Annotated in this window: 23 protein-coding genes; 9 read left to right on the top strand and 14 right to left on the bottom strand. The window is 68.2% G+C overall.

Features of this window, described 5'->3' with window-relative positions; genetic code table 11:
* Positions 1-17 precede the first annotated feature (17 nt).
* Genes D4766_RS00350 through D4766_RS00340 form a run of 3 tightly spaced genes read left to right on the top strand, consistent with a single transcriptional unit; the run spans position 18 to position 2,738 of the window.
* Positions 18-818, top strand: coding sequence for a type III pantothenate kinase (locus tag D4766_RS00350; RefSeq protein WP_120715644.1), 801 nt, complete (start codon positions 18-20; stop codon positions 816-818).
* A gap of 1 nt (position 819) precedes the next feature.
* A complete protein-coding gene (locus D4766_RS00345) occupies positions 820-2,472 on the top strand; it encodes a ribonuclease J (RefSeq protein ID WP_234024828.1) in 1,653 nt (550 codons plus the stop codon).
* Positions 2,469-2,738 (top strand): DUF1467 family protein, encoded by a 270-nt coding sequence (locus D4766_RS00340; RefSeq protein ID WP_120715640.1) that lies wholly within the window; start codon positions 2,469-2,471, stop codon positions 2,736-2,738. The genes D4766_RS00345 and D4766_RS00340 overlap by 4 nt, the downstream gene beginning before the upstream one ends.
* A gap of 33 nt (positions 2,739-2,771) precedes the next feature.
* Here D4766_RS00340 and D4766_RS13645 read toward each other — a convergent pair whose 3' ends face one another.
* Positions 2,772-5,417: a coiled-coil domain-containing protein gene (locus D4766_RS13645; protein WP_162935600.1), complete on the bottom strand. Its 2,646-nt coding sequence runs from the start codon at positions 5,415-5,417 to the stop codon at positions 2,772-2,774.
* Positions 5,418-5,488: 71 nt separating this feature from the next.
* Between D4766_RS13645 and D4766_RS00330 the strand changes: the two genes are divergently transcribed.
* The 4 genes from D4766_RS00330 to D4766_RS00315 all read left to right on the top strand — a co-directional run bounded on the left by D4766_RS00330 (position 5,489) and on the right by D4766_RS00315 (position 9,421).
* A complete protein-coding gene (locus D4766_RS00330) occupies positions 5,489-5,791 on the top strand; it encodes an Hpt domain-containing protein (RefSeq protein WP_120715639.1) in 303 nt (100 codons plus the stop codon).
* Positions 5,792-5,862: 71 nt separating this feature from the next.
* Positions 5,863-7,059 (top strand): hypothetical protein, encoded by a 1,197-nt coding sequence (locus D4766_RS00325; protein WP_120715637.1) that lies wholly within the window; start codon positions 5,863-5,865, stop codon positions 7,057-7,059.
* Between the two features lie 26 nt (positions 7,060-7,085).
* The gene (locus tag D4766_RS00320; RefSeq protein WP_120715636.1) at positions 7,086-8,036 is read left to right on the top strand and encodes a hypothetical protein; all 951 of its coding nucleotides are present in this window, start codon (positions 7,086-7,088) and stop codon (positions 8,034-8,036) included.
* A gap of 2 nt (positions 8,037-8,038) precedes the next feature.
* On the top strand, positions 8,039-9,421 hold the full coding sequence (locus tag D4766_RS00315) for a sensor histidine kinase (protein ID WP_120715634.1): 1,383 nt from the start codon (positions 8,039-8,041) through the stop codon (positions 9,419-9,421).
* Between the two features lies 1 nt (position 9,422).
* Here the strand turns inward: D4766_RS00315 and D4766_RS00310 are convergent, their stop codons facing one another.
* Genes D4766_RS00310 through gltX form a run of 3 tightly spaced genes read right to left on the bottom strand, consistent with a single transcriptional unit; the run spans position 9,423 to position 12,358 of the window.
* Positions 9,423-9,626, bottom strand: coding sequence for a hypothetical protein (locus tag D4766_RS00310; RefSeq protein WP_120715633.1), 204 nt, complete (start codon positions 9,624-9,626; stop codon positions 9,423-9,425).
* A 12-nt stretch (positions 9,627-9,638) separates the two neighbouring features.
* Positions 9,639-10,925: a citrate synthase gene (locus D4766_RS00305; protein ID WP_120715632.1), complete on the bottom strand. Its 1,287-nt coding sequence runs from the start codon at positions 10,923-10,925 to the stop codon at positions 9,639-9,641.
* Positions 10,926-10,936: 11 nt separating this feature from the next.
* The gene (gene gltX / locus D4766_RS00300) at positions 10,937-12,358 is read right to left on the bottom strand and encodes a glutamate--tRNA ligase (protein ID WP_120715631.1); all 1,422 of its coding nucleotides are present in this window, start codon (positions 12,356-12,358) and stop codon (positions 10,937-10,939) included.
* A gap of 134 nt (positions 12,359-12,492) precedes the next feature.
* On the opposite strand from gltX, the gene D4766_RS00295 reads away from it, so the two are divergent.
* Positions 12,493-14,610, top strand: coding sequence for a ComEC/Rec2 family competence protein (locus D4766_RS00295; protein WP_325049091.1), 2,118 nt, complete (start codon positions 12,493-12,495; stop codon positions 14,608-14,610).
* A 3-nt stretch (positions 14,611-14,613) separates the two neighbouring features.
* On the opposite strand, the gene lexA is transcribed toward D4766_RS00295, so the two are convergent.
* The 10 genes from lexA to D4766_RS00245 form a co-directional block, all read right to left on the bottom strand.
* Complete coding sequence (gene lexA / locus D4766_RS00290) at positions 14,614-15,297, bottom strand: transcriptional repressor LexA (protein ID WP_120715629.1); 684 nt, start codon at positions 15,295-15,297, stop codon at positions 14,614-14,616.
* A 68-nt stretch (positions 15,298-15,365) separates the two neighbouring features.
* Positions 15,366-16,541, bottom strand: coding sequence for a molybdopterin molybdotransferase MoeA (locus tag D4766_RS00285; RefSeq protein ID WP_120715628.1), 1,176 nt, complete (start codon positions 16,539-16,541; stop codon positions 15,366-15,368).
* Positions 16,538-17,011 (bottom strand): cyclic pyranopterin monophosphate synthase MoaC, encoded by a 474-nt coding sequence (moaC, locus tag D4766_RS00280; RefSeq protein ID WP_120715627.1) that lies wholly within the window; start codon positions 17,009-17,011, stop codon positions 16,538-16,540. The genes D4766_RS00285 and moaC overlap by 4 nt, the downstream gene beginning before the upstream one ends.
* Positions 17,008-17,799, bottom strand: a complete 792-nt coding sequence (gene trpC / locus D4766_RS00275; protein WP_120715626.1) for an indole-3-glycerol phosphate synthase TrpC — start codon at positions 17,797-17,799, stop codon at positions 17,008-17,010. The genes moaC and trpC overlap by 4 nt, the downstream gene beginning before the upstream one ends.
* 11 nt (positions 17,800-17,810) lie before the next feature.
* On the bottom strand, positions 17,811-18,803 hold the full coding sequence (gene trpD / locus D4766_RS00270) for an anthranilate phosphoribosyltransferase (protein WP_194955774.1): 993 nt from the start codon (positions 18,801-18,803) through the stop codon (positions 17,811-17,813).
* The gene (locus tag D4766_RS00265) at positions 18,800-19,399 is read right to left on the bottom strand and encodes an anthranilate synthase component II (RefSeq protein WP_120715625.1); all 600 of its coding nucleotides are present in this window, start codon (positions 19,397-19,399) and stop codon (positions 18,800-18,802) included. Before D4766_RS00265 ends, trpD begins: the two co-directional genes overlap by 4 nt.
* A complete protein-coding gene (gene pip / locus D4766_RS00260; RefSeq protein ID WP_120715624.1) occupies positions 19,396-20,361 on the bottom strand; it encodes a prolyl aminopeptidase in 966 nt (321 codons plus the stop codon). The genes D4766_RS00265 and pip overlap by 4 nt, the downstream gene beginning before the upstream one ends.
* Positions 20,358-21,173, bottom strand: a complete 816-nt coding sequence (locus D4766_RS00255; RefSeq protein ID WP_325049090.1) for a phosphodiester glycosidase family protein — start codon at positions 21,171-21,173, stop codon at positions 20,358-20,360. The genes pip and D4766_RS00255 overlap by 4 nt, the downstream gene beginning before the upstream one ends.
* Positions 21,174-21,175: 2 nt before the next feature.
* A complete protein-coding gene (locus D4766_RS00250; RefSeq protein ID WP_120717949.1) occupies positions 21,176-22,687 on the bottom strand; it encodes an anthranilate synthase component I family protein in 1,512 nt (503 codons plus the stop codon).
* An 11-nt stretch (positions 22,688-22,698) separates the two neighbouring features.
* Positions 22,699-24,636 carry a SurA N-terminal domain-containing protein gene (locus D4766_RS00245; RefSeq protein ID WP_120715622.1) on the bottom strand — a complete coding sequence of 646 codons (1,938 nt, stop codon included), beginning with the start codon at positions 24,634-24,636 and terminating at the stop codon, positions 22,699-22,701.
* Positions 24,637-24,805: 169 nt separating this feature from the next.
* Between D4766_RS00245 and tpiA the strand changes: the two genes are divergently transcribed.
* Positions 24,806-25,570 carry a triose-phosphate isomerase gene (gene tpiA / locus D4766_RS00240; protein ID WP_120715621.1) on the top strand — a complete coding sequence of 255 codons (765 nt, stop codon included), beginning with the start codon at positions 24,806-24,808 and terminating at the stop codon, positions 25,568-25,570.
* Positions 25,571-25,577: the final 7 nt, after the last annotated feature.

Below are 25,577 nucleotides of genomic sequence, written 5' to 3'. Positions count from 1 at the left end.
GCGAAAGGACACTCGCGATGCTCCTCGCCGCCGATGTCGGCAACACCAATGTCGTCTTCGCGCTCTTCGACCTGCAAGGGGAGGAGGGGCGCCGGATCAAGGCGCGCTGGCGCATCGCGACCGACCCGCGCCGCACCGGCGACGAATACGCGGTCTGGCTGCTCCAGCTGCTCGCGATCGAGGGGGTGACACGCGAGGACATCACCCAGATCATCGTCGGCTCGGTCGTCCCCCGCGCGATCCACAACCTCACCACGCTGGCCGAGAAATACTTCCGCATCACCCCGCTCGTCGCCGGCGAAGGGGACGCGGCCTACGGGATCGCGGTCGATGTCGACCAGCCCAACTCGCTGGGCGCGGACCGCGCGCTCAACACCATCGCGGCGCACGAGAAGTTCGAGGGCGACCTGATCGTGGTGGATTTCGGCACCGCGACGACGTTCGACGCGGTCGACTTCACCGGCGCCTACAAGGGCGGGATCATCGCGCCGGGCATCAACCTGTCGCTCGACGCGCTTGTCGGCAACACGGCGAAACTGCCCCGGATCGCCATCGAGGCGCCGCGCACCGACAGCGTGATCGGCCGCAACACCGAAGACCAGATGCTGATCGGCGTGTTCTGGGGTTACGTCGCGATGATGGAAGGGTTGATCGCCCGCATGCGCGCCGAAATCGGCCGGCCGGCCAAGGTCGTCGCGACCGGCGGGCTCGCCATCCTGTTCGACAAGCACACCGACATCTTCGACGCCGTCGATGCCGACCTCACCCTCGACGGGCTCGCCATCCTGGCCGAGCGCGCCAGCCAGAAGGCGAAATGATTTGAAGAAGGATTACACGCCCGAGGACGAACTGCTGTTCCTTGCCCTGGGCGGATCGGGCGAGATCGGGATGAACGTCAACCTCTACGGCTGCCAGGGCCGCTGGTTGATGGTCGATCTCGGTATGACGTTCAGCGGCAACGAATATCCCGGCATCGACCTCGTGTTCGCCGACCTCGATTTCATCGAGGAGCGTGCCGACGCGCTGGAGGGGATTGTCCTCACCCACGCGCACGAGGACCATATCGGGGCCGTACCCTATTTCGCCGCGGACCTCGGCGTGCCCCTCTACGCCACCCCGTTCACCGCCGATCTCGTCCGCCGCAAGCTGCAGGAGGCGGGCCTTGTCGACGAGGTCGAACTCGTGGTGGTCGAGGATCTGGAGCAGTTCAGCCTCGGCCCGTTCGACATTTCGTACCTCCCGCTCGCGCATTCCATCGCGGAAGGGCATGCCCTGCTGATCGACACCCCCCACGGGCGGGTATTCCACACCGGCGACTGGAAGCTCGACGAGGAACCCATTGTCGGTGAACCGACCACCGAAGAGGAACTGCAGGACATCGGCGACGAGGGCGTACTTGCGCTCGTGTGCGATTCCACCAACGTGTTCAATCCGTCGGCCAGCGGATCGGAAGGGGCGGTCTATCGTGCCCTGCACGACGAGGTGGCGAAATGGGACGGCCGCCGCGTGCTCGTCACCACGTTCGCCAGCAACGTCGCGCGGCTGCATACTTTGGGTGCCGTGGCCGAGGCGACGGGGCGCAGGCTGTGCGTCGCGGGCCGCTCGCTCGACCGGATCATCGAGGTCGCGCAGGCCAACGGTTATCTCGCCGACCTGCCGGACACGGTGGACTTCGACACGGCGATGGGGCTGCCGCGCGGCGAGGTGCTGATCGTCGCGACCGGCGGGCAGGGCGAACCCCGCGCCGCGCTCGCCCGGATCGCCGAGGAGAACCATCCCATCGAGCTATCGGCGGGCGACGTCGTCCTGTTCTCGAGCCGCCAGATTCCCGGCAACGAGCTTGCCATCGGGCGCATCCAGAACATCCTCGCCCAGCGCGGCATCGTGATGGTGACCGACCGGCAGAGCATGATCCACGTCTCAGGCCATCCCGGGCGGCCCGAGCTGGAAGCGCTGTACGGATGGCTGCGCCCGCAGGTGCTAGTGCCGGTCCACGGCGAGATGCGCCACATGGCCGAACAGGCGCGACTGGGGAAGGCTAACGGGATCCCGCAGGCCGTCGTCCAGAAGAACGGCGACATCGTCCGCCTCGCCCCGGGCAAGCCGGGCAAGCTGGCCGAAGTCCGCAGCGGCCGCCTCGTCCTCGACGGCGACATCATCGCGCCCGCCGACGGCGATGCGGTGGTCATGCGCCGCCGCCTCGCGCGCGAGGGCATCGTCGTGGTCGTCGTCGGCCCCAAGGGCGGCATCTTCGTGGAGGGGATCGGCCTGCCGCTCGACGAGGATTACGCAGCCTTCGTCGCCGAGACCGAGCGGGACGTTGCGCAGGCGCTGGGCAAGCTGCGCGGTGCCGACGCGCGCGACCGCGACAAGCTGGCCGAAACCGCGCGCCTCGCCGCCCGCCGCGCCGCCACCCGCTGGAGCGGAAAGCGCCCACAGGTCCGCGTGATCATGCCCGGAGATGCCGCGTGAAGTGGACGTCGATCCTGGCGATCTACTTCCTCGTCTGGGTGGGGACGGCGTTCGTCCTGCTGCCGTTCGGCGTGCGGACGCACGAGGAGATGGGGCTGGAAAAGACGCCGGGGCAGGCCGACAGTGCGCCGGCCAATTTCCGCCCCGGTCGCTTGCTCAAGCGGGCGACGGTCATCGCCGCCGTGCTCACCGCGCTGTGGGTGGCGAACTACACTTACGGTTGGATCACGCTCGAAAAGCTCGGTTACCCGATCGACGCCGTGTAGCGCCGCGCCAGCGCGGCATGCCGGAGCGAACGATCAGTCCCGCAGCCGTTCGATCGCCTGCGCCATCGCGACATAGAGCTTGCCCATGTCGCTGCTGAGCAGGGTGACGCCGATCGTGTGACCGTCGCGGGTCGACAGCATCGTGCGCAGCATCGTCTCGAAGTCGTGGATGTAACGGTTCACGTGTTCGCGGAAATCGCGGTCGCCGTCGTACAGTTCGGCCACGTCGCGCGCCTGCGACGGTTCGAGCAGGCGCACCGCCCGGCGGGTGAAGATTCCGCGGTCGCCCCGCAGATAGCTCGTCCACGCGGTGTCGCTTACGTCGCTGTCGAGCGCCCGCGCAATATCGATCGCGTTGCTGTTGAGGCTCTCTGTGAGCAGCGCGACCCGGCGCGAGAAGTCGGTATCGACCTGTTCTTCCGCACGCTGGCGGGCGAGGGCAACCCGGCTTTCGAGATGCCCTGCCAATTCGTTGACCTTGGCGAGTTGGTCGCGAAGCTGGATCGCCGCATCGCGACCCGCGCCGACGGCTTCGGCCGCGCCGGCTTCCAGTTCGGACAGCGCGTCGCCGACACGGACCTTGAGGGCCCGGTCGACCGCTGCGGTCGCCTCGTCGGCGATACGCGCGGCGACTTTCTCGATCCGGTCGGCGGCACCGGTTTCGATTCCCGCGACCGCACCGCCCGCTGCCTCTTCCAGTTCCGCGATCGCCGCCCGCAGGCTGCCCTGCGCCGCGCCCGAGAGCGCTTCTGTGCGATCCGCGAGCTCGGACAGGTGATCGCGGACGATCGCGATCTGCGCCAGCGTGTCGCGGTGCGCATCGGCGGTGCGCTCGTGGAAGGCATCGACCGCCTCCATCGCTGCCGCGCCCTCGCGCTGCGCGACGATGACATAGTCCGATACGGCGCGGCTCTTCTCGCCCGCGTCGCCCAGCATCAGCCCAAGCGCCTCGCCCTGACGGCCCAGTTCGGCAAGACGATGCTCAGCATCGCCGATCGAGGCCGGAAGGTCGGTGCGACTGTGTTCGGCGCTGGCGCGAATCAGTTCGAGCAGCCGGACGCTTGCTTCGGTGAGTTCGGCCACGCGGCGATCGGTGTCGCCCAGTTCCGCGCGGCTTGCGCCCAGTCGATCGCTCAGCGAATCGAGCGCGGCGACAAGGTCGCCGCCGGCCATGCGGCCGTGACCCGCCGCACGCTCCATCTCGTGGCCGAGCGCGGCCAGTTTGCCCGCGATCTCCTCGCCCTGAGCGACCAGCGTCGCCGAATGCGCGGCATGGGCTTCGCGCCGCTCGGCAATGGCGGCGTCGATTTCGGCAAGGCGCGCGCCGATGAGGTGGGCCTGTTCGGCTGCAAGCTCGGTCGCCTGTGCACGGCGACGGCCGATCTCCTCCACGAAAAGCGCATGTGACTGGGTCAGCTTCGCGTCGACGAGCTCGGCTTCCTCGCTGATGACGCGCAGGCGCTCTGCCGCGCCGGTCTTCGCGGCCTGATCAATCGATTCGACATGGCGGACGGCATTCTCGAAGTCCGCCTTGAACTCTTCCACCCGGGTTCGCCATGCCGTGATGGCTTCGCGTTCTCCCCCGACGAGACTGACGCCGATCGCATCGGCGCTCTCGCGGATCGAGGCGACGCGGGCCTGCAGCGACTTGAGCAGCTCTGCTTCCTGCGTGTCGAGTTCGCCCGATGCCTCGCCGATCTCCTCGCGCAGGCGGTCGGCGCGGTGCCGCATGGCGGCCAGCGCTTCGACCTCGCGCCCGTCGAGTTCGGCGCGGAATGCCTCGCTCTTGTCGCGCAAGGCTGCGAAGCGGGCTCCCGCGATCTCGTCGAGTTGGGCGGCCTGCGCACCGAAAGCGGCGAGGGCGGCATCGACCCGGTCGCGCAGCACCGCGACCTGTCGTTCGCTCGCCTGCCCGAATTCGTTGAGGCGGTTGAACCCGGCGACCAGTTCGTCGAGCTGGCCGTGGGCGGTGTTGCCCGCGGCCCCGATCTGGTTCGACACGTCGCGCGCGGCGTTGGCGATGACCGGCAGGTCACCGCGCAGCCGGTCCATGTTTTCCATCGCCGAGCGACTGACGCCAGCGATCGCCTCGACTTGGGTACCGTTGTCGCGCACGAGGTCCTGCAGGCGGTCGGCATTTTCCGACAGACGCTGCGTCGCCACCCGGCCGAGCGATTCGAGATCGCGGGTCTGGCTTGCGAGAAATTCGCGCGCGAGGCTGAGTTCGCGGTTCACGACCGACAGACGTGCCTCGAGCGCCTCGGATTCGCCGCGCAGCGACACGGCGGCGTCGGCAAAACGGCCCGCCTCGCGCCGGCTCAAGCGCAGCGCGAGCAACAGGACGCCGACGACCAGCAGAACCGGCATCGCCCACTGCGACACGAGCTCGCTCCATTCGGCAGGCGCCGCGCCGCCGGTGAAGGCGGGGAGGTGCGCCCAGACGAAGAAGCCGGTCCATCCCGCGATCGCCAGTCCGGCGAGCGAAGGGGCGAGCCATTCGCCGCGCGGGCGCTCGGGCTCGTCGATCCACTGCGTTTCCGTCCACTGGTCTCCGGCGGGCGAATCGGCGACCCAGTCCTCTTCCAGAACCAGCAGCTCGCTGCCCTCCGCGATAGCCTCGCCGGGCGCGTCGGCGCCGCTTCCGTGGCCCACGGCCCGGATGTGTGATCCCCCACTCATGCCGGCGAATTTACACCAAAGCAGACATGATCAACAGAGTCTTAATCATCGCGGACCTAGGATTGCCGCCGATGGCATACGAACAGGGTTCATTCGACGCGACGCTCGCGGCTGCCGCAGGCGAGGATCCCGCGCTGCTCGCCGAGCTTCGCGCCGCGTTCGCGGACAGCCTCGATCATCATCTCGACCTCATGCGCAGGGCGCGCTGCGACGGGAACTGGACGGTCGCGGCCCAGCGCCTGAAGGGCCTCGCCGCGAGCTTCCATGCCGGCGACCTCATCGACCTTGCCGACGAAGCCGTGGCCGCCGCGCCGGGCGAGCCCACGGTGCTGCGCCGGATCGAACGGTTCCGCGACCGCTTCGTCGCGCCTTAGGCTTTCCGACGCTAGCCAAATACCCTGGCGCGCCGTAACCCTGCCGACCTTTGCGGCAGGAGCGGGCAGCGGTGCGCATCGCGCTGATCACCTTGGATCGATTGGCGGAGGAAGCGGACGGCGAAGGCGCGTCTGGCACGCCCGCGCGTCTCGCAGGGCAGCCCATTGCCTGGCACCAACTGCACGCCGCGCTCGCGCTCGAATGCGAACGGATCGTCTGCCTCGCACCAGAACCGGTGGCGGAGGTGGCCGCGCTGCAGCGCGAAGCGGAGCGCCGGGGGGCGAAATTCCACGCGGTTTGGCGCGCCCGCATGCTCTCCGGTCTCGTCGCGGCGGCCGACACGCTGTTCGTCTTTGCGCCCGGCATCCTGCCCGACCGCGAATGGCTGCACGACGCGCTTTCGGGCCGCGCCGGCATCGGGGTCTTCGCAGCCGAGCGGGCCGTACCCTGGGGGTTCGAGCGTATCGACCGCGACCGCGCATGGGCCGGCGTGCTGGCCACGCGCGGCGATGCGGTGGAGGCGCTGGCCGACCTGCCACCCGATGCCGATCCTTCCGCCGGGCTGCTGCGTATCGCCCTCCAACGCGGCACGCGCTGCGTCGAGGTACCGGACCAGTGGCTCGACGAAGGCCGCTGGGCGACCCTGTCCGACGCGAAGGTCGCCGCGCGGTTCGAGCCGCTGTGGTATGCCCGCGGGGTGCCGGAACCGGGACCGGCGCGTCCGAGCGACACGCTGGCCTATCGCACGGCGCGTTGGCTCACCCGCTCGATCGCGCGCCGCCCGCAGTTGCCGGTCGCCCTGACGGCGGCGAGCGGATTGCTCACCGCCGGGGGCGCCACGACGGGCTATTTCGGATACAGCGCCATCGGCTTGGCGATGCTGGCGGTGGCGGCGTTCATCGCTTCGACCGGGACGGCTTTGGACGCCTTCGCCGCGGCCGGAAGCGGGATCGCGCCGAAGCGCTGGCCGATCGCCGCGCGCGATGCGGCGCTCGACCTGGCGCTGATTGCATGCGCGGCGAGCCCCGCAGCGTTCGGCGACTGGAGCGCGCCCTTCGCCGCGGCGGTCATTGTCGCCGCGATGCGCCTGGCGCGCGAGGACGTGGCACCGTCGTTGCTGCGCCCCTTCGGCGACCGGGTTCTCGTGCTGTCGGTCGCGGCAGTGCTGGCGGCGGCAAGCATCTTTGCGCCCGGCATCGCCTTGCTCTCGGTTGCGGCGCTCGGATTGCGGCTCCTTGCCCCAAGCGCGCAGCTAACGCGGGCTTAACCACAGGGGCGCTAGGACGGCCGACGATGAACGATGCGGTCATGCCCCAATCGAGCGAAGCGCCGGTGGAAGCCGTCCTGCGCGACGAACTCGCGCAAGGCGACGTCGTGCTCGGCACCGTCGGCCCGGTGCTCGGCCACCTGCTTGCCAACCACGACCATTCGCTGTTCAGCGACGAGATCGTCAGCCGCGTCCGCGCCATGACCGGCGATATCGCGCGGCAACTGCTCGTCGCCGAGGCGGAAAGCCGGGACATGGCGGACACGCGGGGGTTCGCCGACCGGATGCGCGACGATCTCGTGCAGCGATTGCTGATGGACGAGCGTCTGGTCGCGCACTGCCACGCCCGCGCGCTGGAATGGCATCTCGTCGCACGGCTGGAGAGCAAGAACGCCATCGATCCCGTCCTGTCGCCGCTGTTGCAGGCGCTGGTGGCATCCGACGATACCGCCGTGGCGAGCGCGGCGATGGGCGCGCTCGCAGCGCAGGCCCGCTTCGTCCAGCATCAGCGGCGCATGGAGCTGCCGCTGGGCGAACTGCCTGCCGACCTGTTCCACGCCGCGCTGTCCGTGTGGGCGAACGGGGCGGAGGGCGATACCGCTCCCGTCGCGGCGAAGCTGCGTGAAGCCTACGACGAATCGGCTGGCCGGCTCGGCCTGCTGGCCCGGCTCGTCGCCGGAATGGGGGCAGGTGCCCGCGCTGCACTCGCGGTCGGACACGGCGGGGTTGCCCTGTTCCTCACCGCGCTGTCGGCGATGACCCATCAGGAGCGCGATCTCGCCATCGTCGCCACCAACGATCGCCAGCTCGCCCGGCTTGCGCTGTCGCTGCGCGCCGCGGGCCTCAAGCCCAAGGAGATCGAGGAACAGTTCCTGACGATCCACCCCGACGTGTCGCTGCCCGAGGGATTCGATGCGCTCCGGACCGACCGCGCTGCCGCGCTGCTTGCTGCATCCGCCCGCGTCGGCGCGTACTGATCATGGCTTCCGCTCACGCCGTCATCGCCCGCGCGCGCACCGACGCGCTCGATCGCCTGGTGTCGGCCGACGAGCCGCTGGCCGGTCTCCAGCGCCGCTGCGGGGGCGAGCTGCCCGGAACGCTCGCCGTGCCGCAACTCCTCGAGGTGGTGCGCAAGGCCCGGACGCTCGGCCTCAGGCTGGCCCGCACGATCGAGGCGTTCGACGGCGAAGATACCGTCCGCGCCTGGGTCGAGATTGCGCCCGACAACGGCGACGAGGCCAACGGGACCGACGGCGGCTGCTCGATAGCGGTCGGTGCGTGGCAGACCGCCCCGCGCGCGCCCTTGTCGGAAGAGGAGGTCAACGACCGAAAGCTCGAGATCGATCGCGGCCTTGCCGAACTGGTCGCCCGGCTCGATGGCCGGCAGCGGGTTCTCGCGGTGGACGCGCACGCGCCCGACCTTGCCGACCTTGCCAGGGCGATGCGCGACGAGCCCGGCAGGCCGTGGTCGGAGCATGTCGAGTTTCCCGCGGTCGCCCATCGGCAGCCCGTGCACTGGCGGTTGCTCGACGGCGCGGAGTGCACCGTTCCGGGATCGGACCGGCGGTGGACGGTCACGCTCGTTCCGATCGGGCAACCCGATGGCGCGAGCGGCGGGTTCGAGCTGCTGCTCGTCGCCGATGTGCCGATGGCCAAAGCGACGCCGCGCGCGCCCGAACCCGGCGTGAAGTCCGGCCATTCGTTCGGCCGCGAACTGACGCCCGTCCTGCGCCAGCCCATCGCGCGGATCATCGCTAACGCCGAGACGATCCGTTCGCGTCTCGCCGGGCCGCTGGCCGACGAGTACAGCAACTACGCCGCCGACATCGCCGCGGCTGGCCAGCACCTCCTCGCGCTGATCGAGGACCTGTCCGATCTGGAGGTGGTGGAGGCCGAAGATTTCGCCACCGCGCCCGACCGTATAGACCTGTCGGATGTCGCGCAGCGGGCGGTCGGCATTCTCGGCGTCCGCGCGCGCGAACGCGGCATCGATCTCGTGGCGCCGGGCGAGGGCGAGAGCCTGTCGGCGATCGCGGAGTTCCGGCGGGTCCTGCAGATCCTGCTCAACCTCGTCGGCAACGCGGTCCGCTATTCGCCCGAAGGATCGACCGTTACGTTGTCGCTGGACGATGCCGGCGCACGCGCGGCAATCAGCGTGACGGACGAAGGTCCCGGCCTCGCCGAAAACCAACACGAGGCCGTTTTCGAGAAGTTCGAACGACTTGGCCGCAACAACGATGGCGGATCGGGGCTGGGCCTCTACATTTCGCGCCGACTGGCGCGCGCGATGGGCGGGGACCTGACCGTGGCGAGCGAGCCGGGGAAGGGCGCGACCTTCACCCTCACGCTGCCGCGCGCCTAGCCTAGACCCGGCGTCGGCTGCCCCACCAGAACAGCACGACGCCGATCACCACGGTAATGCCGCCGTAGAGCGCCCACTTGCGCTCGGCGAGCATGAAGCTTTCGGCCGGCCACATGACCAGCCCCAGCCCCTGCAAGGCCCACAATCCGCCCGCGAGGACGAGCGCGACCCCGAGGATCTGGGCGAGCAGCCGCAGGGCGCGCATAGACCAGTCGCCCTAGCGCTGATCGACCGGCACGTAGTCGCGCTGGGTCGGTCCGGTGTAGAGCTGGCGCGGACGGCCGATGACCTGCGCGGGATCGCTGATCATCTCGTTCCACTGCGCGACCCAGCCCACCGTGCGGGCGAGGGCGAAGAGCGCGGTGAACATCGTCGTCGGGAATCCGATCGCCGAGAGGATAACGCCCGAGTAGAAATCGACGTTCGGGAACAGCTTCTTTTCGATGAAGTAGTCGTCCTTCAGCGCCAGTTCCTCGAGCCGCAGCGCGGTTTCGAACAGCGGATCGTCGACCTTCAGCGCATCGAACACCTCGCGCACCGTCTTCTGCATTACCGTCGCGCGCGGATCGTAGTTCTTGTACACACGGTGGCCGAAACCCATCAGGCGGAACGGGTCGTTCTTGTCCTTGGCGCGGTCGATGTAATGCGGGATCTTGTCGGGCGTGCCGATCTCGCGCAGCATGTTGAGCGCCGCTTCGTTCGCGCCGCCATGCGCCGGTCCCCACAGGCAGGCGATACCGGCCGAAATGCACGCGAACGGATTGGCGCCCGAGGAACCGGCGAGGCGCACGGTGCTGGTCGAGGCGTTCTGTTCGTGGTCGGCGTGGAGGATGAAGATCCGGTCCATCGCCTTCTCGACCGCCGGCACCACCTCGTATTCCTCGGCCGGGACGCCGAAAGTCATTCGCAGGAAATTGCCGGTGTAGCTCAGCGAGTTGTCGGGATAGAGGAACGGCTGCCCGACCGAATACTTGTATGCCATCGCCGCGATCGTCGGCATCTTGGCGATCAGCCGGTGGCTGGCGATCTTGCGCTGTTCCGGGTCGGAGATGTCGGTGCTGTCGTGATAGAACGCGCTCAGTGCGCCGACCACGCCGCACATGATCGCCATCGGGTGCGCATCGCGGCGGAAGCCCTGATAGAACTGCCGCATCTGATCGTGGATCATCGTGTGACGCGTGATCGTGTAGGTGAAGTCGTCGAGCTCGTCCTGCGTCGGCAGCTCGCCGTTCAGCAGCAGGTAGCTGACTTCCATGAAGGTCGACTGTTCGGCCAGCTGGCCGATGGGATAGCCGCGATGGAGCAGCACGCCTTCGTCGCCGTCGATGTAGGTGAGCGCGCTCTCGCAGCTCGCGGTCGACTTGTAGCCGGGATCGTAGGTGAAGGCCCCGGTCTGGCCGTAGAGCTTGCGAATGTCGATGACCTCGGGCCCGACGCTGCCTTCGAGGACGGGCAGGGTCGTGTCCGTGCCGCCGTAATTAAGGGTCGCCGTTTTGTCGGCCATCGTCGGTCTCCTTAGTTTGCCGGGCCCGCTTCGGCGCGTGCCGCCTGCGCGTCAAGACGCGCCAGCGATTCATCGCGCCCCAGCAGGGCGAGTACGTCGAAAATTCCGGGTGAAGTGGTCGTGCCGGTCAGCGCCGCGCGCATCGGCTGGGCGAGCTTGCCGAGCCCGAGGCCGAGGTCCTCGGCGAAGGCCTTGAGGTTCGCCTCCAGCGCCGGAACGGTCCAGTCCGCCTCGCCGACAAGCCGCGCGGAAATGCGGGCAAGCAGGTCCCGCGCGTCGTCGGTCATCAAACCGGCCGCCTTCTCGTCGAGGGCAAGCGGGCGCTCCTTGAACAGGAACGCCGCACCCGCGGCGAGCTCGTCGAGGGTCTTTGCGCGCAGTTTGAGCTGCGGCATGGCCTGGGCGAGAAGGGCCTCGTCGGCATGCGGCCCCATCCGGGGCGCGACGAGACTGGCAAGACGCGCGTCGTCCGCCTCGCGAATGTAGTGGCCGTTGAGGTTTTCGAGCTTTTTGATGTCGAAGCGGCTCGGGCTCTTGCCTACGCCGGCGAGGTCGAACAGCTCGATGGCTTCCTCGCGGGTGATCTCCTCCCGGTCGCCGTGGCCCCAGCCCAGGCGGAGGAGGTAGTTGAACACCGCTTCGGGCAGCAGCCCCATCTCGTCTCGGTAGGCATCGACCCCGATGGCGCCATGCCGCTTCGACAGCTTTGCGCCGTCGGCACCGTTGATCATCGGGACGTGCGCGTAGGTCGGCACCGGCCATCCCATCGCATTCAGGATGACGATCTGCCGGAACGCGTTGTTGAGGTGGTCGTCGCCGCGGATGACGTGGGTGACGCCCATGTCGTGATCGTCGACGACGACCGCGAGCATGTAGGTCGGCGTACCGTCGGACCGGAGCAGGACGAAATCGTCGATCTCCGAGTTCGCGACGGTGACGGAGCCCTGCACCTCGTCGGCGATGGTCGTCTCGCCTTCGCGCGGGGCCTTGATCCTGACCACGTACGGCGCATCTGCAGGCCAGGTCGCGGGGTCGGCATCGCGCCACTCGCTGTCGATCCGGAAGGTCCGCCGCTCCGCCTGCGCCGCGGCGCGCCGCTCCGCGAGTTCTTCGGGGGTGAGGTAGCAGCGGTAGGCCGCGCCCTTCGCCAGCAATTCGTGTGCAACTTCCGCATGCCGGGCGGAGCGTTCGAACTGAAAGGTCGCAGGCTCGTCGCCGTCGAGCCCGAGCCAGCGCAGACCGTCGAAGATCGCCTCGATCGCAGGTTCGGTCGAGCGGGCGCGGTCGGTGTCCTCGATCCGTAGCAGATAAGTGCCGCCATGATGGCGGGCATAAAGCCAGTTGAAAAGCGCGGTGCGGGCGCCGCCGATATGCAGGAATCCGGTAGGCGAGGGGGCGAAGCGGGTGACCACTTTCGCGCTAGCGCTTGCCATCCGAAATCTCGTCCTTATCCGTTGCAATCATGGCGATCGGTACCGCGCCGCTGGTGCCCCTCTCCGGGGGTGAGGAGCAGGGGGCTCCACCGGGCGATGCTGCATTGCAGCAGTCTTGGCCCATGGGCGCGCCCTTGTCCAGCCTCCCCGCAGGTTTCGCCGACCGGGCGGAAGCGTTTCTGGCCACGGCGGGATTCGACCGGGCACCGTGGATGACGGTCGCCTTCGCCGGGGGGGTCGGCGCATGGTTCGTCCTGCCCGGACCGGTCGCTTGGCTGGCCATGATCGGCGCGAGCGTTTTGATTGCCATCGGGGCGCAAGCGGCATGGCGCGGGCATGATGGGCGTGCACATCTGCACGCCGCCGTGACTGCCGTCGCCTTGTTGATCGCGCTCGGCACCGGTGCGATCTGGATGCGCTCGGCGACGGTCGGCGCGGAGCCTCTTGCCCGGCCTGGCGTGAGCTGGATCGACGGCCGAGTGCTTTCACGCCAGAACCAGCCTGCGGAAGGCCGGGTTCGGCTCGTCCTCGCCTATCGCGACGCCGAAACCGGAACGGCGCGTAAGGTGCGGCTCAACGTACCGACGCAAGCGATGCCCGCGACGGTAGCCGAAGGCGCAAGGGTGAGGGTGCGCGCGCGGCTGATGCCACCTGCCCCGCCGATGGTCCCCGGCGCCTACGATTTCGCGCGCACGGCCTGGTTCGCGGGCCTCGCCGCGACGGGAAGCGCCATCGGCGACATCGAGGTGGTGGAACCTACGGCGACCGGGGGAAGCGTCGCTAGCATCCAGCGAGCCTTGTCGGCGCACGTCCGCTCGAGGCTCGACGGATCGGCGGGAAGCATCGCCGCCGCCTTCGCCAGCGGTGACCGGGGCGGGATCGCCGAAGCCGACGAAGTCGCCATGCGCGATTCCGGCCTTACCCACTTGCTGTCGATCAGCGGCGTACACGTGAGCGCGGTGATTGCGGCGGCCTATGTTCTGGCCTTGAGGCTGCTGGCGCTGTGGCCTTGGCTGGTGCTTCGGATCCGCCTGCCCTTGGTCGCCGCCGTGTGCGGTGCGGGCGCCGGCATCGCCTACACGCTGCTGACAGGGGCCGAGGTGCCGACGGTGCGCAGCGTGATCGGCGCCCTGCTCGTGCTCGCCGCGCTGGCGATGGGGCGCGAGGCGCTTTCCATGCGGATGGTCGCCACTGCGGCTTTCGCCGTCCTGCTCATTTGGCCCGAGGCCCTGATGGGGCCGAGCTTCCAGATGAGCTTCGCCGCGGTCGTCGCGATCGTCGCCCTCCACGAGGCCGCGCCGATCCGCGCGTTCCTCGTCCCGCGCGAGGAAAGCTGGCTGTCCAGGACAGGACGCCGCGCCGCCATGCTGCTGTTGACGGGCGTGGTCATCGAACTGGCCTTGATGCCGATCGTGCTGTTCCACTTCCACCGCGCCGGCTTCTACGGCGCGATCGCGAACGTCGTCGCCATTCCGCTGGTGACGGTTGCGTCGATGCCGCTGATCGCGCTTGCGCTCGTGCTCGACCTGTTCGGGCTCGGCGGGCCGGTGTGGTGGCTGGCCGGGCAATCGCTCGATCTCCTCCTCGGTATCGCGCATTACACCGCCGCACAGCCGGGGGCGGTTCGTCTCATGCCGCAGATGGGGTGGGGAACGTACGCACTGTTCATAGCCGGCCTTCTTTGGCTGGCGCTGTGGAAGGGGCGGCGGCGCCTGTGGGGTTTCGTTTCGATTGCGATAGCCGGCGGCATGTTGCTGGTCACGCCGACGCCCGACATGCTGGTTTCGGGCGATGGCCGACATGTCGGTATCGCCGGCGAGGGCGATCGCCTGCTCGTCCTGCGCGAAGGGCGGAGCGACTATGCGCGCGACAATCTGCTCGAAATGGCCGGTATGAAGGGCGATCCGCTGGCGATCGCCGATTGGCCCGGCGCGCGGTGCAGCGCCGACTTCTGCGCCTTGGCGATCGATCGCGGAGGGAAAACCTGGACCGTGCTGCTCGCCCGAAGCAGGTCGCGGATCGAGGAACGCGCGCTGGCGGCGGCATGCGAACGGTCGGACATCGTCGTCGCCGACCGCTGGCTGCCCGCCAGCTGCCGGCCGCGCTGGCTCAAGGCCGATCGCCGGTTTCTGGATGCGAACGGCGGGCTGGCGATAACGCTCGACCCGCCGCGCCTCACGACGGTGGCCGCCCGGCAGGGCGACCATCCGTGGTGGACCGCCCGCCGCAATGCGGCCGAGCGATACCGATAGCGATCAGTGGTAGCGGCGGAGAAGGCCGGCCAGCTTGCCCTGCACCTGCACCTCGTTCGCCCGGTACACCTGCGGTTCGTAGGCCCCGTTGGCGGGGTCGAGCCGGATCATCCCGTTCTCGCGGCGAAGGTATTTGAGGGTCGCTTCTTCGTCGCGGACGAGCGCAACGACGATCTCGCCATCGCGGGCGACATCGGTCTTCTTCACGAGCGCGAAATCGCCGTCGAAGATGCCGGCTTCGATCATCGAGTCGCCCGAAACCTCCAGCGCGTAGTGATCGCCGGGACCCAGAAGCGCGGCGGGGACGGGCAGGGTGCGATCGCTCTCGAGTGCCTCGATCGGTACGCCCGCAGCGATCTTCCCGTGGAGAGGTAGCTCGACGATGTCGTTAGCCGGTCGCGGCCGCGAAGGAGCCGGCGCGCGCAGCGGCACGACGTTGTCGTTGGCCTTGGCCCTCGGCACGGCGACCATGTCCTCGGGTTGCCGCACGACTTCCAGCGCGCGGGCGCGGTTGGGAAGGCGGCGGATGAAGCCGCGCTCCTCTAGTGCGGAAATCAGACGGTGGACGCCGGACTTGCTCTTGAGGTCGAGCGCCTCCTTCATCTCCTCGAAGGACGGCGAGATTCCGTCATCCTCGAGGCGGGTGGTGATGAACTGCAGCAATTCGCGTTGCTTGGCGGTGAGCATCCGGCTACTCCACAAGCGTTCCAATTCGGGAACGAACGCGGAACAATTAGGAAACTTCGTTAGCGGCGTCAAGCGTCTAGCGGATAGACCGCGACAGGCGCCCCGGCAGTCAAGGCATCCGCATTGGCGGGACGGTCGATAAGGCAATCGGCCGCCGCCAATGCGCGCAGCGCACTGCTATCGCGCTCGGCAATCGGAACGACCGTCGCGCCCTTGCGGATGCCGCGGAGGAATTCGCGCCTCCTTCCGCCGGCGGGCACGCCGTCCGCGAGGATCGCCGGCAGAGCCTTAGGCGAGGCTTCGTCCGCCGATGCCCCGCCGAGCCTGCGAAGCACGGGAAGGACGAACAAGAATGCGGTGACGAATGCCGAGGCGGGATTGCCCGGCAAACCCACGATCCATTGCGAGCCGCGTCGACCGATCATGAGCGGTTTTCCCGGCCGGATCGCCACCCGCCAGAAATCGATCCGCGCGCCCCAGTCCTCCAACACAGGACGCACGAGGTCGTGCTCGCCCACCGAAGCGCCGCCGGTCGTCACGATGACGTCGGCGTCGCTCGCGTTTTCGAACGCCGCCAGCAATTTCGCATGATCGTCGGGCACCGGCCCCACTCGTTCGGCATCCGCGAGACCGGCGATCATGGCCGCCAGCATGGGCCCGTTGCTGGCCGGAAGGGCATCGGGGCGCGGGTCGTCAAGCGAGGTCGCCAGTTCGTCGCCCGTATCGAGGATCGCAACGCGCGGGCGGCGGCGCACTGCGCAGTGCTCGATGCCCGCTGCGAGCCCCAGTGCGAGTTGCGCCGGCCCGATGCGGACTCCTGCGCTCAGCAGTTCGTCGCCGCTGCGAAAGTCGAAGCCGCGACGCCGGATGTGTTTCGCAGACGGCGGGGCGGCCGCCGAAACCATGGCGCCGTCGATCGCCGTATCCTCGACCAGAAGGATCGCATCGGCGCCGTCCGGCACCGCAGCCCCGGTCGAGATACGCGCAGCCTCTCCATTCGCCATCGCGCGTGCGAAAGGGTGGCCCGCAGCGCTTTCGCCAACGATCCGCCACGGTCCGGGTCCGGACGTCGCGAACCCGTCCATCGCCGAGAGGTCCGCCCAAGGCTGGGTGCGGTTCGCAACGAGCGGTTCTGCAAGAAACCGGCCGATGGCATTCTCGATGGCCACGCGCTCGGTTGCAAGCGGGGAGGCGGCATCGATCAGCCGGCTCTGCGCCTCTTCCAGCGGAAGCGGCGGGTTCATGCCTCGGCGCGCCAGTCGCCCGACTTGCCGCCCGATTTCGCGAGCAGTCGTACGCCGTCGATGATCATGCCCTTGTCGACGGCCTTGGCCATGTCGTAAACCGTCAGGAGCGCCACGGAAGCTGCTGTCATTGCTTCCATTTCCACGCCGGTGCGGCCCGTGAGGGAGGCGGTAGCGGAAACGCGAACCGCTTCCGGCTCGAACTGAAACTCGACGGTGACAGCATCGAGAGCGAGCGGATGGCAGAGCGGGATGAGATCGGCCGTCCTCTTGGCGGCCATGATCCCGGCGATACGCGCGGCCGCCAGAACATCGCCCTTCGGGCCGCTACCCTGGCGTACGGCCTCGAGCGCTGTAGAGGTCATCCGGATGCGCCCTTCGGCGGTCGCCGAACGTGCGGTTGGCTGCTTCCCGCCCACACCCACCATTCGCGCGGCACCGCTGTCGTCGAGATGGGTGAGACCGCTCATGCCGCCCCCAGCAGTGTCCGGGTGGCGGCCGCCACATCGTCCTGCCGCATCAGACTTTCGCCCACGAGGAACGTGCGAACACCGATCCGCGCGAGCCGTTCGCAATCGGCGTGAGAAGCGATACCGCTTTCGCCCACCAGCAACGTGCCGTCAGGAACCAGTGGCGCGAGCCGTTCGGTGGTGGCAAGATCGGTGCGGAAAGTCTTGAGATCGCGATTGTTTATCCCGATCAGACGCGATCGCAGCGACCGAAGGGCGCGTTCCATCTCTGCTTCGTCGTGCACCTCGACCAGTACATCCATTCCGCGGTCCATCGCGGCTGCCTCGATCTCGGTCATAACACCGTCGTCGAGCGCGGCGACGATGATCAGGATCGCATCCGCCCCGATCGCGCGCGCTTCCGCGACTTGCCAGGGATCGACCATGAAGTCCTTGCGCAGGACCGGCAATCCGCACGCGCGGCGGGCATCGGCGAGGTAATCTTCGTGCCCCTGGAAATAAGGCGCATCGGTGAGGACGGACAGACAGGCGGCGCCGCCTTGCTCGTAAGCCGCGGCATGTTCCGCAGGTCGGAAGTCCTTGCGGATCAGACCTTTCGAGGGCGAAGCTTTCTTAATCTCGGCGATGAGCGCGAACCCGCGGGATGCTTTAACCTCGAGCGCGGCGCGGAAGCCCCGCGGAGCCGTCTGGTCGCCGGCAAGACGGTCGAGATCGCTCATCGTCGCCAGCGCCTTGCGCTCTGCCACCTCTTCGCGCTTGGTCGCGCAGATTTCGTCGAGCTTGTTCACTTAAAGTCGCCTCATCGCGCCATTTCTATCCACCGTGCGAGCAATCGCCGGGCCGCTCCGGAATCGATCGCCGCCGCGGCCATCTCGGCGCCTTCTTCCCAGCTTTCGGTTCGGCCCGCCACGATCAGTGCGGCGGCGGAATTGAACCGCACGGTGTCGCGGTAGGCCCCCGGAGCGCCATCGAGGAGGGCGGAAAGCGCGGCCGCATTGTGGTGCGGGTCGCCGCCACGGATCGCTTCGAGCGGCGAATGCGCCAAACCTGCCATCGGCGCATCGACCCGCCGCATGGCGAAATCGTGCCCGGTCACGTCCGCCATCTCGTTGCCGCCCGCAAGGCTCAGTTCGTCCAGTCCTTCATCGCCCGAGACGATGAGGGTCCGCATGGTGCCGAGCCGGGCCGTGGCATCGCCATAGATCGAAACGTAACCCGGCCGCGCGATCCCGATGAGCTGCCGCGTCACGCCAACCGGGTTCGAGAGCGGGCCCATGAGATTGAAGATGGTCCGCCGGCCCAGAGCCTTGCGAATGGGCTGGATACGCACCATCGCGGGGTGGTGGTTCGGCGCGAAGAGGAAGCAGATGCCGATTTGGGCCAGCGTTTTCTCGGCCGTTCGCCCGGCAGCCGCCATGTCGAGGCCGAGAACCTCCAGCGTGTCGGCCACGCCGGACAGTGAGGAGATCGCGCGGTTGCCGTGCCGTGCCACCGGAACCCCGCAGGCCGCCACGACGAGGCCCGTCGCGGTCGAGACGTTGAGGGTGTGATGCCCGTCGCCCCCGGTGCCGCAGACGTCGATCGCATCGTCGGGTCCCTGTACCGGGATGTAGCGGGCCCGAAGCGCGCGGGCGGCACCCGCGATCTCGTCGGCCGTCTCGCTGCGTTCGGTCATGGCAAGCAGGAAGCGCCCGATTTCGTCGTCGGTGGCGTCCCCGTCGAGGATCCACCCGAAGACTTCCTCGGCCTCGCTCTCGCTCATGTGCGGCACGGCCAGCGGCAGGTGCTTCACCGAACGTTCTCTGGTTCGATGCCGCACAGCGTCAGGAAGTTACCAAGGAGGGCATGACCGTGCTGGGTGGCAATACTCTCGGGATGGAACTGCACGCCGTGGATGGGGAGATCGCGATGGCGGAATCCCATTACATGGGTATCGTCGCTGGTGGCGTTAACCGAGAGGACCTCCGGCACATTCTCGACCACGAGGCTGTGGTAGCGCGTCGCTTCGAACGGAGAGGGCAGGTCGGCGAAGACGCCCGATCCGTCGTGGCTCACCGGGCTGGTCTTCCCGTGCATCAGCCCGCCGCGCACGACGCGGCCGCCGAAGTACTGCCCGATCGCCTGATGGCCGAGGCATACGCCTAGAAGCGGCAGCCGCTCGTCTGCGCAGGCCGCGACGAGATCGAGGCTGATCCCGGCTTCATTGGGGGTGCACGGCCCGGGACTGATGAGAATCCCCGCCGCGCCGCTAGTGACCGCTTCGGCGGCGGTCAGCGCGTCGTTGCGCTCCACCCGCACCTCGGCCCCAAGCTCCATCAGGTAATGGACCAGGTTGAAGGTGAAGCTGTCGTAATTGTCGACGACGAGAATCTGGCGGCCTTGCGTCATCGGTCGGCGAACGCATCCGTCGCGCGCACCAGGCCGTCGACGATCCCGGGCTCGCCCGCGCTGTGCCCTGCATCATGGACGAACCACAGCTCCGCCTCCGGCCAGGCCTTTTTAAGCTCCCACGCCGAAGTGGGCGGGGTGCAGATGTCGTGGCGGCCCTGGACGATGATGCCGGGGATGCCCTTGATCCGGTCGACGTCGCGAAGCAGCTGCGCTTCCTCGAGGTAGAAGTCTTCGAGGAAGAACTTGGCGCAGATGCGCGCGAACGGGACGGCCTTCGCCGGATCCTCGAAGTCGGACAGCAACGTCGGGTTGGGCAGCAGCGTTGCCACGTTGCCTTCCCACAGCGACCATTCTTTCGCGGCGGCGAGCCGGACGCCTTCGTCCTCGCTGGTCAGCCTGTCGTAATACGCCTGCACGAGATTGCCGCGCTCGCTTTCGGGGATGTGGCCGGAAAAGCTGTCCCACTGCTCGGCCATGACCTCGCTGGCGCCGTATTCGTAGAGCCAGCCTTTCTCCTTCGCGCGGGCGAGGAACACGCCGCGCAGGATGATCTCGGTCGTGCGTTCGGGATACTTCTGCGCGTAGGCGAGGGCGAGGGTCGCGCCCCAGCTGCCGCCGAAGACCTGCCAGGCATCGTGCCCGCACATTTCGCGCAGGCGCTCGATATCGTCGACGATGCGCCAGGTATCGTTGTTCTCGATCTCCGCGAAGGGGAGCGACTTGCCGCAGCCGCGCTGGTCGAACAGCAGGACGTCGTAGCGGTCCGGGTCCCACTGACGGCGATGGGCGGGGCTCATCCCGCCGCCGGGCCCGCCGTGCAGGAAGACCGCCGGCTTCGCGCCAGGCGTGCCCACCCGTTCGTAGTAGAGCGAGTGGCCTTCGCCGACGTCGAGATGCCCGCTCTCGTACGGTTCGATTTCTGGGTAGAGGGTGCGGCGCTGGTCGGTGCTGGCTGTCATGGGGCTTTCTTTTCGATCAGGAGCATGGGGCCGATCGGCGCGCTCGCATCCATGCGTCCGCTCGCCGGATCCCACAACGCGGAAACCGAGCCGTCGAGGTAGAGCGCGTTCGGCGATTTCACCACATCGCGGTAATAACGCGCGAGTTTGCCGAAGCTCACCGGCCCTTCGCTGACGACGAAATGCGCTCGGCCCGACGGATCGATCCCCACGCCGTTGCGGATGGTCCGGCTGGGCCCGTCGTCGGTAATCTCGGGGTGGAGCTTGCCGTCGACGACCAGCATCGGGCCGGACTGGGTGCCGAACTGCGGCCGATCGCCCACCGTGCTGTAGAAGGCATCGGCGGACAGCACGCGCCATTTGCCTGCGCTGCCGAAGAACACGCCGTTGGGTTTCAGGTGAAAGTTGCCGGCCCCGTCGGCCCGGTTCAGTTCCTTGCCCCGGTCGCCGCCCTTGACGTAGTAGCCGATCGGCTTCCCGTCGCCGTCGAACATACCCGCGTTGACAGCGAAGGCGAGACGCTGGGCCAAATCCGGCTGCGCTTCGGACAGCGTCTTGAAGCCGCGATAGGGCGGATTTCCGACGATGGTGGTGATCGTGTGCTGCGCCGGATCGGCGATGCAATCGGTCAGCCGCGCATCCTCGAACGTGACCGTCCGGCACGCCGATGCAGCGGAAGCGCTCGGCGTAGGCGCGGGGGTGGGGGCAAGATCGGCCCCCGGATTGTCTAGATCGACACGGGTCACCGCCTCGCCTGCGGGTTGCTGGTTGCACGCGGCTGCCAGCAGCAGGATCGCGCAGGGCAGAGCCATTCTCATTGACCGAACCCCGGCTCCATTGCCACGCGCGCAGCTTCCCGGGCGGCAGCGAACAGGGCGCCCGCCTTCGCTTCGCACTCGCGTTGTTCGTAGACCGCGTCGCTGTCGGCGACGATCCCGGCCCCTGCCTGGACGTGCAGGACGCCGTTCTTCACGACCCCGGTGCGCAGAACGATGCAACTGTCGAGCGTGCCGTCGGGCGCGAAATAGCCGACCCCGCCGGCATAGGGGCCGCGTGCATCGGCCTCCAGTTCGGCGATGATCTCGCAGGCTCGGATCTTGGGGGCGCCGCTCACGGTACCTGCCGGGAATCCGGCGAACAGGGCGTCGAGCGCATCGTGCTTCGCTTCGAGCCGGCCGACGACGTTGCTGACGATGTGCATGACATGGCTGTAGCGTTCGATCGAGAAGCTGTCGGTTACCTTGACGCTTCCCCGGGCCGCGACCCGGCCGACGTCGTTGCGTCCGAGGTCGAGCAGCATGAGGTGCTCGGCGCGTTCCTTCGCGTCGGCGAGCAGGCTGGCTTCCGCCGCCCGATCCGCCTCGAAAGTGGCACCGCGCGGACGGGTTCCCGCGATCGGACGGATGGTGATTTCGCCGCCGCGCACGCGCACGAGGATTTCCGGGCTCGATCCGACGACCGCGAAGCCGGGCAGGTCGAGGAAATAGAGAAACGGGCTCGGATTGACCCGCCTGAGCGCGCGATAGAGCGCGAGCGGGGGCAGGGGGAAGGGGCACGAGAACCGCTGCGACAGCACGACCTGGAACACGTCGCCCGCCTCGATGTATTCCTTGGCCCGCCCGACCATGTCGGCGAAATCCTCGCCGGAGGTGGAGGAATGCGGGATCATGTCCGGAAGATCCGCCGCAGCCGGCGCCGCCGGAACGGGTCCGGCCAAACGGCGCAGCGCCTCGTCGATCCGCTCGCCGGCCGCATCGACCGCCCGGTCGGGGTCGCTCTGGCCCGGCCACAACGGCGCGATCGCGAAAAGTTCTTCGCCAAGGTTGTCGAAGACCAGAATCAGCGTCGGGCGGACGAACAGCATGTCCGGCAGACCGAGCCCCGCACCCGCCGCGCGCGGCAGGTTTTCGACGAGGCCGATCGTCTCGTACCCGAAGTAGCCCACGACGCAGGCAATGGGCGGCAGACCGTCCGGCACGTCGATGCGGCAGTCCTCGACCAGCGAGCGGAGAGCGGCAAGCGGGGTAGCGCCCGCGTTCGCGAATGCCTCGCGGTCGGTGCCCCACGCGGTGTTGATGCGCGCCTGATCGTTTTCCGCCCGGAACACGAGGTCAGGATCGAGCCCTAGCAGGCTGTAGCGCCCGCGAACCGCGCCGCCTTCGACCGATTCGAGAAGGAAGTCCCCGCGTTCCGGCTCGATCAACTTCAGTGCCGCGCCCACAGGCGTCTGCGTATCGGCCACGACCTTGCGCCAGACGAGAGACGGCTGTCCGGCGGCCAGCGCGGCGCGCGCCTCTGCGGCGTGCTCGGGGGAGGCTAGCGTCAGTGTCGCCGCCGCTACTGGGCGGCATCGCCGCCGGTGAGCTGCGTGCGCACCGCGTCGATAGCCGTCTGGTTGCGTTCGACCTCGGCTTCCTTGCGCACAGCGGCTCGCATCGCGTCGCCGTATTCGCGGCCGAGAAGCTGGCCCAGGCTCGTGCGCGCCTGTGCCAGGATGGGGTCGTTGGGCTGGATCTTGCCCGGCTCGACCGTCTCCACGCTCACGACGTACCATCCCGCATCCGCCGGTGCTTCCAGCTTCTTGACGCTGTTCTTGGCCATCGAGAACAGCAGGGCGAAGGGCGGCGGAACGCGCTGGCCCTGACGCACCAGTTCCTCGCGGGTCATGTCGACCCGGTCGATGGACGGCAGCGAAACCTTCTCGGCGGCCAGCGCTGCGGCAAGCGTCTGCCCCTTGCCGACCCGCGCGAGAACGCGGTCCGCCGCGGCACGTGCCGCTTTCGAACCGGCATCGCGGCGCCACGCCGATGTCACGTCGTCGCGGATTTCTGCCAGCGGCGCGGCGGCCGAGGGCGTGATGCGCGCGGTTTCGAACACCATGAAGCGGTCGGTGTTCGGGATCGCCGTGATCTGCGGCTGCCCTTCTTCCATCTCGAACGCCGCATCGAGCGCCGGCATCAGCGTCTGCGCGACCATCTGATCCCCGGCGCCATAGACGCGGCCGTCGGCGGTAATGGCGGGCGTTGTCTCGATCTGGGCCTTCATCGATGCCGCGATGTCGCTGAGCGCGCTGCCTTCGTCGATCCGCTGCTCCACGTCGGTCGCGAGCTCCGACAGAGCCTGCGTCGTCTTTTCCCGCTTGAGGTCGGCAGCGATTTCGCCCCGCACCTGCTCGAGCGTACGGGTGGGGTTCTGCGAGACCGAATCCACCCGGACGACATAATACCCGAGCCCGCCCCGCGCCGTGGGCGCAATGCTGCCCCGGGGTGCGCCGAAGGCTGCGGCCGCGACCGCGTTCGAGGACGTACCGGCATACGACTGGCGATCGGTCGCGGCGATCTTGCTGGACGCGAGGCCCGCTTCGCGAGCGGCATTCTCCAGCGCACCTGCGCCGCGGGCGGCGATCGCATCGGCCGCTGCCTTGGTGGGAACGATGAGCTGGGTGAAGCTGCGTTCCTCGCGCCCCGCGTACTTTTCCGCCTTGTCGCGGTTGTAGCGTGCGGCGATCTCGTTCGCGCTCGGGGTCTGGTCACCGAGCGCTTCGGCACCGAATTCGGCGTAGCGCAGCACGCGGCGCTCGGGGCGAATGAACAACGCGCGGTTGGCATTGTAGAATGTGGTGAGCTGCGCCTGGGTCGGCGCCGCGGTCGGCGCGAAGGCCGAACTCGGCAGCACCGCTATCCCGCCCGTGCGCCGCTCCTTGCTGAGCGCCGCATAGCGCAGTGCGAACTTGTTCGGCATCTTCGCGCCGAAGGCAGCGGGTACGAGTACCTGCTGCGCCAGCAACCCGTCGCGCAGCTCACGGCGAACGGTCGTATCCGACAATTGCTGCTGGGCCAGTGCCTGCTGATACAGGGCGTCGGAAAAATTGCCGTCGGGTCCCGCAAAGGCGGGGATGCGGCGGATCTCGCTGTTCACCAGATTGTCGCCGGCCTGCAGCCCATGCTCGTTCGCCCACCAGCTCAGCGCGCGCTGGTCGATCATCTGGTCGAGCACGTCGGCAAGGCCGCCTTGCGCGATGAAGGCGGTCATCGACAGGGTCGGATCTTCCTGACGCAGACGATCGACCGCAGTGGTGGCGGCCTGGCTGAATTCGCCCGAGCCGATCTTCTCGTCGCCCACGACCGCCACGTTGTCGCCGCCCGCCACGCCGCCGAAGGTCCCGCTCGACGCCACGTCGCTGACGGCGAAGGCGATGCCGATCAGGCCGATAAAGGCGATCGTGAAAGCAAGGCCGATCTTGGACTTGAAGATGTTGCGGAAGAACTGGAGCATGTCGGTCCGTTTGCACTGGTTGCGATCCGCCCCGCACTAGAGGCGCTGCGGCGTTGCCGCAACAGTCGGTGGCCGCTTTTGATGCAAGTGCGAAATGAGGGCTAGGCGCGGCGGCATCGGCATGGCTATGGCGGGGCTCCCGACCACATTCCAATCACAAGGCAAGCCCATGGCCCTGCGGCCCTATATCGTCGGCAACTGGAAGATGAACGGCACGCGCGCCATGCTGTCCGAAGCGCGTGCGATCGACCGTTCGGCGCAGCGCTTGATGAAGGTGGAGGTCGCGCTGGCACCTCCCTTTACCCTGATCCACGCCGTGCACCGCGAGGCCGAGCAGATCGGCATCGGCGCGCAGGATTGCCACGCCAAAGCCGACGGTGCGTTCACCGGGGACGTGTCGGCGGCCATGGTTGCGGACGCGGGCGCCAAGTTCGTCATTCTGGGGCACAGCGAACGACGCGAAGGGCACGGCGAGACCGATGCCGATGTGCAGGCGAAGGCCGCGGCCGCGCTCGATGCCGGGCTGAAACTCATCGTGTGCTGTGGAGAGACGCTGGCGACGCGCGAGGCGGGCGGGGCGGTCGCCCACGTTACCGCGCAGCTCGAAGGCTCGCTGCCCGATACGATCGACAACGCCGGCGAGCGCCTCGCGGTCGCCTACGAACCGATCTGGGCGATCGGCACCGGTCGCACCGCCACCGTCGAGGACGTCGCCGAAATGCATCGCGCGATCCGCGCTCTTCTCATCGCCCGCTACGGCGAGGAAGAGGGTAGCCTCGTCCGCATCCTTTACGGAGGTTCGGTAAAGCCCGACAATGCGCGCGAATTGCTTTCGACCGACGAGGTCGGCGGCGCGCTCGTCGGCGGGGCGAGCCTGACGGCTGAAAGCTTTCTCGGCATCGTGATGGCCGCGGTGGACATGCAGGACGCCTGACGGCGTT

This window comes from Tsuneonella amylolytica (assembly GCF_003626915.1).
In the GTDB taxonomy this organism is placed as follows: Bacteria; Pseudomonadota; Alphaproteobacteria; order Sphingomonadales; family Sphingomonadaceae; genus Tsuneonella; species Tsuneonella amylolytica.
This window is presented reverse-complemented; position numbering and strand designations above follow the sequence as displayed.

Bases quoted from the DNA above. Each gene is read 5' to 3' on its own strand.
- D4766_RS00285 (WP_120715628.1), bottom strand. From the start codon at position 16,541: ATGAACCCGCCGCTTCCGCTGGAAGAGGCGCAGAGCCGGCTGATCGAT.
- tpiA (WP_120715621.1), top strand. From the start codon at position 24,806: ATGGCCCTGCGGCCCTATATCGTCGGCAACTGGAAGATGAACGGCACG.
- D4766_RS00315 (WP_120715634.1), top strand. From the start codon at position 8,039: ATGGCTTCCGCTCACGCCGTCATCGCCCGCGCGCGCACCGACGCGCTC.
- D4766_RS00320 (WP_120715636.1), top strand. From the start codon at position 7,086: ATGAACGATGCGGTCATGCCCCAATCGAGCGAAGCGCCGGTGGAAGCC.
- D4766_RS00265 (WP_120715625.1), bottom strand. From the start codon at position 19,399: ATGACGCAAGGCCGCCAGATTCTCGTCGTCGACAATTACGACAGCTTC.
- lexA (WP_120715629.1), bottom strand. From the start codon at position 15,297: ATGCTCACCGCCAAGCAACGCGAATTGCTGCAGTTCATCACCACCCGC.
- D4766_RS00245 (WP_120715622.1), bottom strand. From the start codon at position 24,636: ATGCTCCAGTTCTTCCGCAACATCTTCAAGTCCAAGATCGGCCTTGCT.
- moaC (WP_120715627.1), bottom strand. From the start codon at position 17,011: ATGAGCGGTCTCACCCATCTCGACGACAGCGGTGCCGCGCGAATGGTG.
- D4766_RS00350 (WP_120715644.1), top strand. From the start codon at position 18: ATGCTCCTCGCCGCCGATGTCGGCAACACCAATGTCGTCTTCGCGCTC.
- D4766_RS13645 (WP_162935600.1), bottom strand. From the start codon at position 5,417: ATGAGTGGGGGATCACACATCCGGGCCGTGGGCCACGGAAGCGGCGCC.
- D4766_RS00255 (WP_325049090.1), bottom strand. From the start codon at position 21,173: ATGGCTCTGCCCTGCGCGATCCTGCTGCTGGCAGCCGCGTGCAACCAG.
- D4766_RS00330 (WP_120715639.1), top strand. From the start codon at position 5,489: ATGGCATACGAACAGGGTTCATTCGACGCGACGCTCGCGGCTGCCGCA.
- gltX (WP_120715631.1), bottom strand. From the start codon at position 12,358: ATGGCAAGCGCTAGCGCGAAAGTGGTCACCCGCTTCGCCCCCTCGCCT.
- D4766_RS00310 (WP_120715633.1), bottom strand. From the start codon at position 9,626: ATGCGCGCCCTGCGGCTGCTCGCCCAGATCCTCGGGGTCGCGCTCGTC.
- D4766_RS00305 (WP_120715632.1), bottom strand. From the start codon at position 10,925: ATGGCCGACAAAACGGCGACCCTTAATTACGGCGGCACGGACACGACC.
- pip (WP_120715624.1), bottom strand. From the start codon at position 20,361: ATGACAGCCAGCACCGACCAGCGCCGCACCCTCTACCCAGAAATCGAA.